Origin of the sequence: Luteimonas chenhongjianii (genome assembly GCF_002327105.1) — a bacterium.
Classification (GTDB): domain Bacteria; phylum Pseudomonadota; class Gammaproteobacteria; order Xanthomonadales; family Xanthomonadaceae; genus Luteimonas; species Luteimonas chenhongjianii.
Genome location: NZ_CP023406.1, coordinates 2180510 through 2194114, shown reverse-complemented (window position 1 = coordinate 2194114; position 13605 = coordinate 2180510). Strand labels below are relative to the sequence as shown.

Sequence of the window (13605 nt, the reverse complement as noted above, 5' to 3'; positions counted from 1 at the left end):
CCCGGAAAGGGACCGGCAGCGGGACTCGCTTACCAGTCGATGCCGAACGACAGTTTGAATGTGCGGGTCGGCAGCTGGATGCCATCGGAGTGAGTGCCCCAGTTGGCATTGGCGACGCCGTCCGAGCCCCACCAGTCGTCATAGGCGTTCCAGTTGCGCCGGTCGGTCACGTTCAGCACGTCCGCGCGCACACGGAAGCTGATGTCGTCGGAGGGATGCCACACCTTGGCCGCTGCGAGATCCAGCTGGAACAGGCCGACCGAGCCGTCCGGCCGGTAGCTGTCGATGAAGCAGTCGCCGTCGCCCGGGAGGCGATCGGACAGGCAGTTGGTCCCGATCCGGTTCTTCATGCTCTCCAGGACGACCTTGCCCGACCAGGTGATGCCGCCCGGGCCATCCCAGATTGCAGTGCCGACCAGCCGGTGCCTGGGAACGGGGGCAACCGGCAGCCAGCCGTAGTAGGTCACATCCGGGTATTCGAACGCGGCGGCACCCTCTTCGGCCGAATTGCGCTTGGCATCGGTGTAGGTATAGGCCAGCGTCACCCCCCAGCCCGAACTGTTGGTGTAGGGCTTGTCCATCTTGGCAAGCACGGTGTTGGTCCTGGTCTCGAGGGCGTTGTCGACCAGGATCAGACGGCCGAACGGCGGATCGAAGTCCCAGGGCGTGCCCCACTGCGCGCCCGGCGGGAAGAAACTGCCGTCCGGGCGACGGTTGGCGAGACGGATCGCGACACCGTCCTGGCTGCGGATATGCGCCACCGCGATCTCGCTGTTCCAGACGGTCTCGCCGAATTCCCATGCCTTGCGGAAGCCGAGACTGAACTGGTCGGAGTACGGCACCTTCAGATCGTTGTTGATGACGTAGTACTCGCGGGTCGCGAGGCCCGACAGGGCGTCGGTGCCCCCGGGCTGCAGGTACGCCGGATCCCACGGCAGGCAGCCGCTGGCATTGCGGCAGACCCCGTCGGCGTCGACGAAGTTCACCCGGTACGGCGCCGCATACGAGATGGTCTGCTGCTCCTTCTGCAGCGAGTCGAACAGGTTGCGGTCGTAGGACCGGCCGGCGCCGCCGAACAGCACGTGCCGCTGGTCGGCGCCGAAGTCATACGAAAAACCCAGTCGCGGCTGCCAGGCGCCCTGGTAGGCGTCCCGGTTGTTGCCGGTGCTGATGTAGTTCTCGATGTCGATGTCCGAGTTCTGCCAGTTCGGCCACGCGCGCATGCTTTCCGCCAGATCCGCAGGCGTGACATGGTCCTCGTAGGCAGGGGTGGTCTCGTAATCCCAGCGCACGCCCAGGTTCAGCGTCAGCCGGTCGTTGACGTTCCAGTCGTCCTGCACGTAGATGCCGAACTGCTTGTTGTCCGACGTGGTGAACCCCTGCGAGGTGCCGGGGATGCCCTGGCCGAACTCCACCCGGTACGGCTGCACCGTGCTGAGGTCGATGTCGTAGTAGAACTGCGGGTTCGAGAAGTTGCGCTCGGTCGCATTGACGTCGACCTGCTTGAACTTCACGCCCATCTTCAGGTTGTGGCCTTCCCAGCCGGTGAAGCTCAGGTCGTTCTGGATCGAATAGCCTTTCTGGCCCTTGTCCTGGTTGTTCGAGCCCGCGCCGGCGCTGACCACCGTCTGGGTGTTGCTGCGCTCACCGGGCGTGCCGAGATCGGAGACGGTCAGCACATAGCCGTTGCCGCCGATCAGGGGCTGCGGGCTCCACGAGGTGTCCTCGTAGGTGACATGCAGATCGTTGAGCCAGCGCTCACCGCTGTACTGCCAGCGCAGGTCGTAACGGGCGACCTCGTTCTTGATGTTGCTGGCACGGTCGCGGGTGAACGCGCCATCGTTGCGGATGGTCTCCTCCTCGTCCCGGACCTGCGCCGACAGCTCGACCAGGTTGTAGTCGTTGACCGACCAGCTCAGCTTGCCGAAAAACAGATCCTGCTTGAACGGCGAGTTGGCGGCTCCGAGCCCGGCGAGCAGATCCGGCGGCACGGCCGACACGTCGTAGCGGCTCGGCGCCCCCAGTTCGAGCGTCTTCGGCGTGACGTATTCCTTGGCCTCGTAGGCCGCGAAGAAATGCAGCCGGTCCTGGAGCAGCGGCCCGCCGAAGGAGACGCCGTACTGCTCCTCCTTGGAATCGACCTTCTCGCCGCTGCGCTCTTCAGCCGGTGTCCTCGCCCGCCAGTCCGAGCCGGTGCGGTCCCAGAAGAAGCCGCCTTCGAACTCGTTGGTCCCGCTGCGCGTTGCCGCAACGATCGCCGCGCTGCTGATCTGGTCGTACTCGGCCTTGTAGTTCGAGGTGATGACCTTGTATTCGCCGATCGCCGACTGGGGGAAGGGATTGCCGCGACTGGTGTCCTGTCCCGGCACGCCGCCCGGCAGCGTGTAGCTCTTCTGCCCGACACCATCGATGAAGATGTTGATGGCGTTGGCCGACTGGCCACCCGAACGCAGCTTGGTGTTTCCATTGCCGTCCTGCTGGAACAGCATGCCCGGCACGGTATCGGCGAACGCCAGGAAGTTGCGCGTGCCCTGGGGCAGCGATTCGATCTGCTTGCGCGAGATGTAGGTGGCGACTTCCGAGGTCCGGGGTTCGACGGCAGCCGCGGTGACCTGCACGGTCGCCATATCGGTCGCTTCACCGGCGGTCGCGTTCTCGGCGAGCCCGCCCACCCCGAGGTCGAGCGTGGCGGTCTGGCCGACCGCGACGGTGACTGTCTGCGAAGCAGACTGTCCGCCAGCTTCGACCTGCAGGCGATAGGTGCCCGGCGGCAGGCCCGCCAGCGTATAGCTGCCGCTGGCGCCGACCCCGACGCTGCGGGTGAGGCCGGTGGCGGTATTGGTGGCGGTGACACGCGCTTCGGTGGCCGGAGCGGAGTCGACCATTACCTGGCCGCGGATGGTTGCAGCGGTGGACTGGGCCAGCGCTGCCGGCGCGGCAACTGCCATGCAGCCGGCAAGGGCGATGCTCAACAGCGATCGCGACAGGGGACGGAAGCGCACAGGGGTTGGCGTCATGGTGTTTTCGCTCGTTGAAGAGTGTCGCGGGGAATGCCGGCCGGTGAGTCTGCGTCGCCCCCTGCAACGCCGCCCCGCCCCGTCCGGATGCAGGTGAGTCAGTGTGTGAAGGAATTGGCCGTGGCGGCGCAGGACCGGATGCGATGTCGCCGAAGTCGCCCGCGAGGCCCGTGATTGAACGCAAGGCCGTGCATACGGCCGCGTCCGCTGCCGGGCGCACCCGGGCTGTCAGCCGCGTCGATTTTCATCCCGACCCCTCCCAGGGCATACATGCTTCCAGTCTCAGACGGCGGGCGGTCCCCCGAGCGCCCGCGTTCCGCACGATTCCCGGACCACCAGCACCGGCTGCAAGCCGCGCGAGGCATTGCCCGCAGGTGGGGAACCATCCGGGTCGAGCAGCGCCCGTAGCGCGCGCGCACCGAGTTCAGCGATGTCGACGCGCATGGTCGTTAGCGTAGGGTGAACGTAGCGTGCAAGCGGAATATCGTCGAACCCGACCACGGCAATTTCTGCAGGCGTGCGGACGCCGCCGCGGCCGAGCGCATAGATGCATCCGATGGCCATGGTGTCGTTGGCGGCGAATACCGCGTCGGGCCGCGCTTCCATCGCCAGCAGGGTCTGTCCGGCGAGATGCCCGGACGCCTCGTCGAAGCTGCCCGGCAATTCCGACGGCGCCACCCCTGCGTCCGCCAGCGCATCGCGGTAGCCACGCAGACGTTCGCGCGCATCGTCGTTGTCCGCCGGGCCACCGACGAATGCGATCCGCCGGTAGCCCAGCCCGAGAAGGTGCTGAACCATCTCGCGCGCACCGTTGTAGTTGTCGATACCGATCGAAAGCCTCTCCACCGGCCCTGCCGCGTTCATCAGCACCACCGGCAGGCTGGCATCGACATTGCGCGAAAGGAAATCGGCGTCGTGGACATAGGGCGACATCAGCAGTAGGCCATCGACGCGTCCGCGCATCGCGCGCAGCGCGGCGCCCTGGGCCTCGGGGTTACCGTGATAGCTCGACACCAGAAGATGCTGGCCGCGGGTGCGGGCGACCTGGTCGATCCCGCGCATCAGTTCGGAGAAGAACTCCCCATGCAGGTCCGGAAGCACGACACCGACGGTCTGGGTGCGGCGACTGCTGAGGCTGCGGGCCGCATGGTGGGGGCTGTAGCGGAGCTCCGCGGCGACCGCGACCACCCGTTCCCGCACCGGTTCGGCCACGTTCTGATGTCCGTTGAGGGCCCGCGACACGGTCGCCACCGATACGTTCGCGGCCTTGGCTACATCCTTGATCGTGACGCCCAAGCAGACTCCTCCGGACTGTTGATGGACCGACAGTAAGCGCTTTCAGAACGCGGTGTAAATCGGACGAGTCCCTGTGGAGAGCCCCGCTCCCGGCACTGCACGCCGAAGCGGGAGGCCGATTTCATGCGCCTGCGGCGATCAGGGCAGCACCTTGCGGAACGGCCGCACCTCCACCCGCGCGTAGACGCCGGCCGCCACGTACGGGTCGGCGTCCGCCCAGGCGCGCGCGGCATCGAGCGACTCGAACTCGGCAATCACGATGCTGCCGCTGAAGCCGGCCGGACCCGGGTCCTCGCTGTCGATTGCCGGGCACGGCCCGGCCAGCAGGAGGCGCCCCGCATCCCGCAGTTCGACCAGGCGCGCGAGGTGCGCGGGCCGTGCTTCACCACGCCGCCCGAGGACGTCCTGCCCGTCATACCCTTCGATTGCGTACCACATGCATGAACCCCGATCTGCAGAGGCGCGCAGTGTAGCGACCTCGCCGGCTGGACAGTGCCTGCCGGCACCGCGTACCCTTGTCGCCAGCACATCGGCCAGTCCGCCGCCCGGCGCCCGCACAGGGTCTGCCGCACGCGGTCATCCGACCGGCCCGGTCCAACGCCCTCACGATCCCTCGCCTGCCCTGCATGCAGACGCGCACCGCGCTTGGCGCCGACCGACGTTTACGAAGATGTTCCGCAGCACCGTTGTTTCCGCGCCGGCCCGAGCCGCGCTACCGACCGGACCCGCACCTGCGGCCCGCCGATCCGTCGCCAGCCCTGCCTGCGATCCACCGACAGTGAACCAGCTCCCGAGCAACCCGCCGCGGTTGCGCACCGAATGACCCAACCCGCATCCGACGCTCCGGCGTCCGTCATCGCCGCCGCCTCGCCCCAGCAGCAGGAATTCCCGCTGGCGCTGGTGCATGGGCAGCCGGTGCTGCAGATCCCGCAGGATCTCTACATCCCGCCGGATGCGCTGGAAGTCATTCTCGACGCGTTCGAGGGTCCGCTGGACCTGCTGCTGTACCTGATCCGTCGCCAGAACCTCGACATCCTCGACATCCCGGTGGCCGACATCACCAGGCAGTACGTCGCCTACATCGGCGTGATGCAGGAGCTGCGCTTCGAGCTCGCCGCCGAGTACCTGGTGATGGCCGCGATCCTGGCGGAGATCAAATCGCGGATGCTGCTGCCGCGGCCGCCGGTGGACGAAACCGAGGAAGGCGACCCGCGCGCCGAGCTCGTGCGCCGGCTGCAGGAGTACGAACGCTTCAAGCAGGCGGCCGAGGATCTCGACCGGTTGCCGCGCCAGGACCGCGACACCGCGCCGGCGCAGGCGATGCTGCCCGAGCGCACGATCAACCGCGATCCGCCGCCGGTCGATCTGCGCGAGATGCTGCTGGCGCTGCACGACGTGCTCAAGCGCGCCGAGCTGTTCACCGGCCACGCGATCCGCCGGGACGCGCTGAGCGTGCGCCAGCGCATGGGCGAAGTGCTGACCCGACTCGCGGGCGGACACTTCCACCGCTTCGAGTCGCTGTTCGAACCCGAGGAAGGCCGGCTGGGCGTCGTCGTGACGTTCCTGTCCATCCTCGAGCTGACCAAGGAACGCCTGCTCGACATCGTGCAGGAGGCGCCGCTGGCGCCGATCTACGTCAAGTCGCTTGCCGACGCCGACGGCGCAGCGCCGCCGACGATGTTCTCCAGCGAGTTCGACGACGACGTGCCCGAACCCGACCAGCCCTGACCGCCGAATTCGATCCCAAGAGATCCGATGGACCAGACTTTCATCAATCGCGTCGTCGAGGCCGCCCTGCTCGCCTCCTCGCAGCCGCTGAGCCTGTCGCAGCTCGAGACGCTGTTCACGCTCGACGAACCCGCGCCCGAGGGCAGCCTCAAGCAGGCGCTCGTCGAGCTGCAGGCCGCGTGCGTCGATCGCGGCGTGGAACTGGTGGAGCTGGCCTCGGGCTGGCGCTACCAGGTACGCAGCGACGTGCATGCCTGGGTGTCTCGGCTGTGGACCGAGCGCCAGACCAGGTACACCCGTGCCACGCTGGAAACCCTGGCGCTGATCGCCTATCGCCAGCCGATCACCCGCGGCGAGATCGAGCAGGTGCGCGGCGTGGCGACCAACAGCAACATCATCAAGGCGCTCGAGGAGCGCGAGTGGATCCGCGTCGTCGGCCACCGCGACATGCCCGGCCGCCCGGAACTGCTCGGCACCACCAAGGCCTTTCTCGATTACTTCGGCCTGCGGCGGCTCGACGATCTGCCGCCGCTCTCGGAGCTCAAGGATTTCGCCGAGCTCGATCCGCAGCTTCGGTTCGCCGGCACCGATACCGAGACCGACCGCACGGTCGGCGGCATCGGGTCGTCGGACACTGCGGAAGCGGACGCCGACACCGACACCGACACCGATGCAGATACACGGGGCGCACATCCGTCCGACCCCGACCAGGAAACCGGCGCGGTCGGCACAGATGAGTCCGCTGGCGAAGACGACGCTGATATCGACGCCGGCTCCATTTCCGATGCCCGTAGCGCCGTATCCGACGATACCGATGTTCAAGCCCCTCAACGGGACGATGGCGGCACGACTGCCGACGCCGCTCCCGACGCCATCCCGCCGGACGATACGTCCGGCGACGACACCTCGACAGACGAAGACAACGCCCTCGCCGTAGACGGCGACAGCGATCGGAGCCATACATGACGCAGCAACGCAATACCGACAAACCCACCCGCTCACCGCTTTCGCTCAAGCGCGGTGAAGCCGCGACCGCCGATGCCGCCCCCAAGCTCGAGGAGCGCCTGCACAAGGTGCTCGCGCAGGCGGGCCTGGGCTCACGGCGCGCGCTCGAGCAGCGCATCGCCGATGGCCTGGTCAAGGTCAACGGCGAAACCGCCCAGACCGGCATGTCGATCAAGGGCGGCGACCGCATCGAGCTCGACGGCAAGGTGTTCGTGGCCAGCGCGCTGACCGAGCCTGCGCGCGTGCTGATCTACAACAAGCCCGAAGGCGAGGTCACCACGCGCGAGGATCCCGAGGGCCGCCCGACGATTTTCGATGCCCTCCCCGCGCTCAAGGGCGCACGCTGGATCGCGATCGGCCGCCTCGACATCAACACCACCGGCCTGCTGCTGCTCACCACCGATGGCGAACTCGCCAACGCGATGATGCATCCCTCCTACGAGGTCGAGCGCGAGTACGTATGCCGCGTGCGGGCGCCCGAGGGCGAGGACACCGTGTCTGACAAGATCGTCGACCGCCTCAAGCGCGGCGTTGCGCTGGAGGACGGCCCGGCCAAGTTCGACGCGATCGAACGCATCGGCGGCACCGATTCACATGACTGGTTCCAGGTTCTGCTCAAGGAGGGTCGCAACCGCGAGGTGCGCCGCCTGTGGGAATCGCAAGGCTGCCAGGTCAGTCGCCTCAAGCGCGTGCGCTACGGCAATGTCACGTTGCCCCAGCCGTTGTTGCGCGGACAGTCGCAGGAACTTCCCGACGCCCAGGTCGAGGCCTTGCGCAAGGAGCTCAAGCTCGAGGAAGGCCCGCCGCCGGCACTGACGCTGCAGCCGGTCATCGGCCAGCGCAAGGCCACCAAGTCGACCGTACACCTGGGCAAGGGCGGTGCGGGCAAGGCCTATGTCAACGGCCAGAACAGCGGCGCCGACGAAGGTCGCGAGCTGCGGCGCTTCGACAACGTGCGCGAGGACCGCGGCCGTGGCCGTGGCGGCCCCCGCAAGCCGCACGGCGGCCTGACCGTCACGGGCGACGCCGCGGCCAAGCAGTCGCAGCGCCCGTTCAAGCAGCGCGCCGACAAGGGTGCGCGCGGCCTGCCCGAAGGCAATCCCGCCGCGTTCCGCACCTGGTATGTGCCCGATGGCGTGGAGACCGGCCCCAGTGGCCACCGCAATGCCGACGGCCGCGGCCCCAAGAAGCCCTATGGCGGCGCCGGTGGTCCCGGTGCAGGCAAGAAGCGTGGACCCGGCGGTCCGGGCGGTGGCGGACAGGGTCCGCGCGGCGCCGGCGGCGGTGGTCCGCGGGGCGGCGGCGGACCGGCGCCATGGGCGTCCCGGCCAGCCGGTGGCGGCGGTGGTGGTGGCGGTGGCGGTGGTCCCGGCCGGCCGCGTGCACCCTACGGCCATCCCGACAGCGCGCCGAACTTCCCGTCCGATCACGCCAACCCCGGCAGCTTCAATCCCAACGCCGCGCCGCGCGGCCCGCGTCCGGGCGGCAATCGCGGACCGAAGGGTCCCGGTGGTCCGGGCGGTCGCGGCCCGGGCGGCCCCGGTGGCGGCAACCGCGCTCCGGGCGGACGCCCGCCGGGCGGCGGCAACCGCGGCCCGCGCGGCGGCGGTCGCTGATCGCACATTTGCTGCATGATCTGACGCACGGGGCCTTCGGGCCCCGTGTCGTGTCTGCCGGAGGGACTCCGCACATGCGCAGATGCATCGGACGCATCCGTCTCACCGGGGCATTGGCGCGGCGCTGACCTGGCCTGCTGCCATACGGCGCTTGAGCGCGGTGCTTCACTCGAGGCGGACGACCCCCGGCGGAATCCACAAGCGCTCCGTCACTGCGACAGCGACGGAGCAGGCGCGCGGTGATCGCATCGCCCCAACCGGCGCCGCAGGATCAGTGGAAATCCCGTGAGGGCAGCTGCATGCCGCCGAGCATGCCGCTGAGGTCTTCGAGATCGCCGGCGATCAGGTGGGCCACGCCGTCCACGCGCTCCCAGCGTCCGCGCACCGCCATCAATCGCGATTCCAGCAAGGCCCGGCGGCGACGCAGCGCCAGATGCGGCCAGACGATCACGTTGATCATGCCGGTCTCGTCCTCGAGGGTGACGAAGATCGTGCCCTTGGCCGTGCCCGGTCGCTGCCGCTGGGTCACCAGCCCGGCGACATGCACGCCGCTGCCGTGCCTGCGCTGCTGCAACTCGCGCAGGCCGATGATCCGGCGTTCGGCCATGCGCGGGCGCAGCAGGGCCATCGGATGCGGCCCCAGGGTCAGGCCCGTGCTGCGGTAATCGGCGAGGATCTCCTCGCCGGCACGCGGCCTGGGCAGTTCGACCGGCACTTCCTCCGGACTGCCCGGCAACAGTGGCCGCTGCCGCTCGATGCCGGCGACAGCCCAGCGCGCCGCATTGCGATGACCGGCCAGAGACGCCAGGGCGCCGGATTCGGCAAGCACGCTGCGGGCCTTCTCGTCGAGGCGCGCACGCAGGCACAGATCCTCCACACTGGAAAAGGGCCGCTGTCGCCGCGCCGCCACCACGGCGTCGGCCATGGCCATGGACAGGCCGGCGACCATCCGCAGGCCGAGCCGGATGTCGGGCTGGATGCCGGCATCGCCCTGCCCTTGCGCGATGCGCCCGCCGACCAGGGTGCAGTCGTGCTCGCTGTGCATCACGTCGACCGGCAACACGGTGACCGGTGCGCGATGGGCACTGCCGCGGCGGGCGTCCTGCACGATCTGGCTCGGCGAATAGAAGCCCATCGGCTGCGAATTGAGCAGGCCGCAGGCGAACGCGGCTGGCTCATGACGCTTGAGCCAGCAACTGGCATAGACCAGTTTGGCGAACGAGGCGGCATGACTCTGTGGGAACCCGTAGGAGCCGAAGCCCTTGATCTGTTCGAAGATCTGGTCGATGAATTCCGGCGAGTAATCCTTTGCGGCCATCAGTTGCCGGATCCGCGCACGATGCGGCTCCATGTCGCCGCCGCGTCGCCAGGCGGCCATCGAGCGCCGCAGCTGGTCGGCTTCCGCATGGGAGTAGCCGGCATGGATCACCAGCTCCATGACCTGCTCCTGGAACAGCGGCACGCCGAGCGTCGGACCGAGGATCTCGCGCACCCCCTCCGACGGGTACGTGACCGCTTCGTGACCCTGCCGGCGGCGCAGATAGGGATGCACCATGTCGCCCTGGATCGGGCCGGGGCGTACGATCGCGACCTCGATCACCAGGTCGTAGAACACCTTCGGCTTGAGCCTGGGCAGCATCGCCATCTGCGCGCGCGACTCGATCTGGAACACACCGACGGTGTCGGCGATCTGGATCATCTCGTAGGTCGGCTGGTCTTCGGTCGGCAAGGTCGCGATCTCGAAGTCGCGCCCGCGATGTCCGCGCACCAGGTCCAGCGTCTTGCGGATGCAGGTCAGCATGCCAAGTGCCAGGCAGTCGACCTTGAGCAGCTTCATCGTCTCCAGATCGTCCTTGTCCCACTGGATGATGGTGCGGCCGTCCATTGCCGCGTTCTCCACCGGCACCAGATGCGAAAGCGGTTCGTTCGAGATCACGAAGCCGCCCACATGCTGCGACAGGTGCCGCGGATGGCCCCGCAGCATCTCGGTGATGACCAGGATCTTCGTGATCAGCGGATTGTCGAGATCGAAGCCGGCCTCGGTGATGCGCTCTTCCATCGGCGTTTCGCCGTTGCCCCATCCGTAGCAGTTGGCCAGCAGCGCGATCTGGTCGGGCGGCAGGCCGAAGGCCTTGGCCACATCACGCACCGCGCTCTTGCCGCGATAGGCGATCACCGTGGCCGCCAGTGCGGCGCGCTCGCGGCCATATTTGGCATAGACGTACTGGATGACCTCCTCGCGCCGTTCGTGCTCGAAGTCGACGTCGATGTCCGGCGGCTCGTCGCGGTTGTCCGACAGGAAGCGCGCCATCAGCAGGCGGGTCTCGTCGGGATTGACCGCGGTGATGCCGAGCGCGTAACAGACCGCGGAATTGGCCGACGAGCCGCGGCCCTGGCACAGGATGTCCTGGCTGCGGGCGAAGCGGACGATATCGGCCACCGTCAGGAAGAACGCTTCATAGCCCTTGCGCGCGATCAACTTCAGTTCGTCCTCGATCAGTGCGCGCACCTTGGCGGTGGGACCCTGCGGCCAGCGGATCCGGATGCCCCGTTCCGTCAGCTCGCGCAGCCAGCTTGCCGGCGTATGTCCGTCGGGCACCAGTTCCACCGGATAGTCGTAATGCAGCTCGCGCATGCCGAAGCTGCAACGCGCCGCGAGATCGGCGGCGGCCTGCATCAGCTCACGGCCGTAGATGTTGCCCAGTGCGCGCCGGCCACGCAGATGCCGTTCGCCGTTGCGGAACAGGTGTGCGCCGCAATCGGCGATCGGCGTGGTGTGGCGGATCGCGGTCAGCGTGTCCTGCAGGATGCGTTCGCGCCGTGTCGCCATGTGCACATCCCCACTGGCGAGCGCGGGCATGTCGAGCGTGCGCGCAAGCGCCTGCAGCGACGCGAGGCGTCCGGTGTCGTCGCATTCGCGGTGCAGTTCCACGGCCAGATGCGTGCGCTTTGGGAACACGTCCTGCAGCCAGGCGCCCTGTCCCGCCTGGGGCGTCGCGCCGGGCAGCCATACCGCGAACACGCCGGGCGTCTTTCCGCGGAATTCGGCTTCGACATCCGTCCGCGACAGCCGGTAACCGCCCTTGGTGCCAGCGCGCCGCCCACGGGTGATCAGCGCACACAGCTGCGCGTAACCCGCGCGGGTCTCGACCAGCAACACGAAGCGGGTGTCGTCGAGCAGGCGGAACTCGCTGCCGACGATCAGCTTCAGGCCGGTTTTCTCCGAGGCCTCGAGCCCGCGCACGATGCCGGCGAGCGAGCATTCGTCGGTGATCGCGAGTGCGCTGTAGCCGCACTGCACGGCGCGTGCGAACAACTGCTCGGCGCTGGAGGCGCCGCGCAGGAACGAGAAGTCCGACAGACAATGCAGTTCCGCATAGGCGGGCAGATCGTCGGCGGTATCGTGCGCGACGTCGTCGTTGGCGGCAGGGCGCAGGCGCGAGGCCACGCGCAGGGCGCGCGGAACATGCGCCCCCGGTGTGTCGCGGCCGACCCCGTCGGTCGTATCGTCCCAGCTCATGCGAACCAGCCGTGCAGCATCCAGCCATCGAACCGGCCGGGCGGCACGAATGCCCAGCCGCGCTGGCCGTTGCCGGTTTCGACGACGTAGTAGTCACGGCGGGCGTCGCCGTCGTCCCACCAGCCGCTTTCCAGGCGTTCCGGACCGGAGAGGATGCGCAGGCCGGCGTCGCGCAGCGGCAGCGGCTGCGGTAAAAGCCAAGCCGGGCGCTCCGGGCGCACCGGCGCTTCGGGAACCGGGCCGCTGCAGTCGCCGATCACGCGTGCCCAGGCGCGTTCCGGGCGAGGATCGTCGGCCGGCACGACCCGGTATACGGCATCGTCGCCGAGCCGGGCGCGCAGGCGTTCGCGCAGGTGCGGCCAGTCCAGCGCCTGCTGCGGCCGGCTGTCGAACAGGTCGCGCGCCGCGGGCACGAACGGCGGCAACTCGCGCGCGAGCAGGCGCATCGCGACCACCGGCCGCGCGATCGCCGTGCGCTCGAGCCGGTTGCGCGCAAGTTCGAACAGCATCGCCGGCGAACGTTCGGCCGCGAGCAGACCGACCTCGACATCGGTCAGGCCTTCGTCGTGCTCCAGGCGCACGACGAAGCGCTGCACCCCGCCGTCTCGCGCTGACAGATAAGTGCACAGGTCGTTGACCAGCCGGCGCAGCGGAAACAGCAGCGGCGGATGCGCTTCCACCTCGTAGCCGAGTTCGACGCGCATGTCGAAATGGTCGGGCGGCGTGTAGCAGGCCACCGGATCGTCGGCCTCGCCATAGAGCCGGCGCAGGTGCGACAGCACCTCGATGCCGAAACGCCGTTGCACCGAGGCGGTAGGCAAGGCGCGCAAGGTGCCGAGCGTGCGCACGCCCATACGGTACAGATGCTCGCCGGCCTCGCCGGGCAGTGCCGCCCGGCGCACCGGGGTGCGGTCGAGCAGTACTGCCAGTTCGTCGGTCTTCCACACCGCCAGTCCATCGCGCAGCCCGACCAGCACGCGCGCGGCGGTGGGCGTGGGCGCCAAGGCGATGCGATGGCCGAAGCCCTGGGCCGCGAGTTCCTCGCGCAGCCGCGGTTCGAACCGCGACCAGGGTCCGAACAGGCGAAAACTCGCCTGGACCTCGAGCACGATCGCGCGCGGCCATTGCTGGCTGACCAGCGAGCTGTGGCGGTAGGCCCAGGCCGCGAGGAAACGATGCCAGCGCGATTCGTCCTGCAGGTCGTAGGCCTGGGTACGGACATCGGCCAGCAGTGCATGGGCAGCGGACAGCCGCATGCCGGGTTTCAGCCCGTGGTCGGCAGCCGCGGCATTGACGCTGTGCAGGCGGCGCAACTGCGCGGGCCCGTCGACTAGAACGAACGGCGCGTCGGATTCCGGCTGACGGCGGAGAACGGCGTCGAGCGCCAGTTGCGGCAGGAGAATGCAGGCCCAGAGCATGGCGG

The 13605-nt window shown here is 68.6% G+C and carries 8 protein-coding genes; 3 read left to right on the top strand and 5 right to left on the bottom strand.

Annotated features, from left to right (window positions below; all coding sequences use genetic code 11):
- Nucleotides 1-29: 29 nt before the first annotated feature.
- From CNR27_RS10000 to CNR27_RS09990, 3 genes are all read right to left on the bottom strand, one after another.
- Nucleotides 30-3017 (bottom strand): TonB-dependent receptor, encoded by a 2988-nt coding sequence (locus CNR27_RS10000; RefSeq protein ID WP_096298414.1) that lies wholly within the window; start codon nt 3015-3017, stop codon nt 30-32.
- A 282-nt stretch (nt 3018-3299) separates the two neighbouring features.
- Nucleotides 3300-4313 (bottom strand): LacI family DNA-binding transcriptional regulator, encoded by a 1014-nt coding sequence (locus CNR27_RS09995; protein WP_096298412.1) that lies wholly within the window; start codon nt 4311-4313, stop codon nt 3300-3302.
- A 138-nt stretch (nt 4314-4451) separates the two neighbouring features.
- Nucleotides 4452-4751 carry a YciI family protein gene (locus CNR27_RS09990; RefSeq protein ID WP_096298411.1) on the bottom strand — a complete coding sequence of 100 codons (300 nt, stop codon included), beginning with the start codon at nt 4749-4751 and terminating at the stop codon, nt 4452-4454.
- Between the two features lie 381 nt (nt 4752-5132).
- Between CNR27_RS09990 and CNR27_RS09985 the strand changes: the two genes are divergently transcribed.
- From CNR27_RS09985 to CNR27_RS09975, 3 genes are read left to right on the top strand one after another with little or no spacing between them, the layout of a single operon-like run.
- Nucleotides 5133-6041, top strand: coding sequence for a segregation and condensation protein A (locus CNR27_RS09985; RefSeq protein WP_096298409.1), 909 nt, complete (start codon nt 5133-5135; stop codon nt 6039-6041).
- 27 nt (nt 6042-6068) lie between these two features.
- The gene (gene scpB / locus CNR27_RS15930; RefSeq protein WP_096298407.1) at nt 6069-7007 is read left to right on the top strand and encodes an SMC-Scp complex subunit ScpB; all 939 of its coding nucleotides are present in this window, start codon (nt 6069-6071) and stop codon (nt 7005-7007) included.
- On the top strand, nt 7004-8662 hold the full coding sequence (locus CNR27_RS09975) for a pseudouridine synthase (protein ID WP_096298405.1): 1659 nt from the start codon (nt 7004-7006) through the stop codon (nt 8660-8662). Before scpB ends, CNR27_RS09975 begins: the two co-directional genes overlap by 4 nt.
- 271 nt (nt 8663-8933) lie before the next feature.
- Here the strand turns inward: CNR27_RS09975 and CNR27_RS09970 are convergent, their stop codons facing one another.
- Complete coding sequence (locus CNR27_RS09970) at nt 8934-12182, bottom strand: error-prone DNA polymerase (RefSeq protein ID WP_096298403.1); 3249 nt, start codon at nt 12180-12182, stop codon at nt 8934-8936.
- The gene (locus tag CNR27_RS09965) at nt 12179-13600 is read right to left on the bottom strand and encodes a Y-family DNA polymerase (RefSeq protein ID WP_096298401.1); all 1422 of its coding nucleotides are present in this window, start codon (nt 13598-13600) and stop codon (nt 12179-12181) included. The genes CNR27_RS09970 and CNR27_RS09965 overlap by 4 nt, the downstream gene beginning before the upstream one ends.
- Between the last annotated feature and the right edge of the window lie 5 nt (nt 13601-13605).

Bases quoted from the DNA above. Each gene is read 5' to 3' on its own strand.
- CNR27_RS09965 (WP_096298401.1), bottom strand. From the start codon at position 13,600: ATGCTCTGGGCCTGCATTCTCCTGCCGCAACTGGCGCTCGACGCCGTT.
- CNR27_RS10000 (WP_096298414.1), bottom strand. From the start codon at position 3,017: ATGACGCCAACCCCTGTGCGCTTCCGTCCCCTGTCGCGATCGCTGTTG.
- CNR27_RS09985 (WP_096298409.1), top strand. From the start codon at position 5,133: ATGACCCAACCCGCATCCGACGCTCCGGCGTCCGTCATCGCCGCCGCC.
- CNR27_RS09975 (WP_096298405.1), top strand. From the start codon at position 7,004: ATGACGCAGCAACGCAATACCGACAAACCCACCCGCTCACCGCTTTCG.
- scpB (WP_096298407.1), top strand. From the start codon at position 6,069: ATGGACCAGACTTTCATCAATCGCGTCGTCGAGGCCGCCCTGCTCGCC.
- CNR27_RS09970 (WP_096298403.1), bottom strand. From the start codon at position 12,182: ATGAGCTGGGACGATACGACCGACGGGGTCGGCCGCGACACACCGGGG.
- CNR27_RS09990 (WP_096298411.1), bottom strand. From the start codon at position 4,751: ATGTGGTACGCAATCGAAGGGTATGACGGGCAGGACGTCCTCGGGCGG.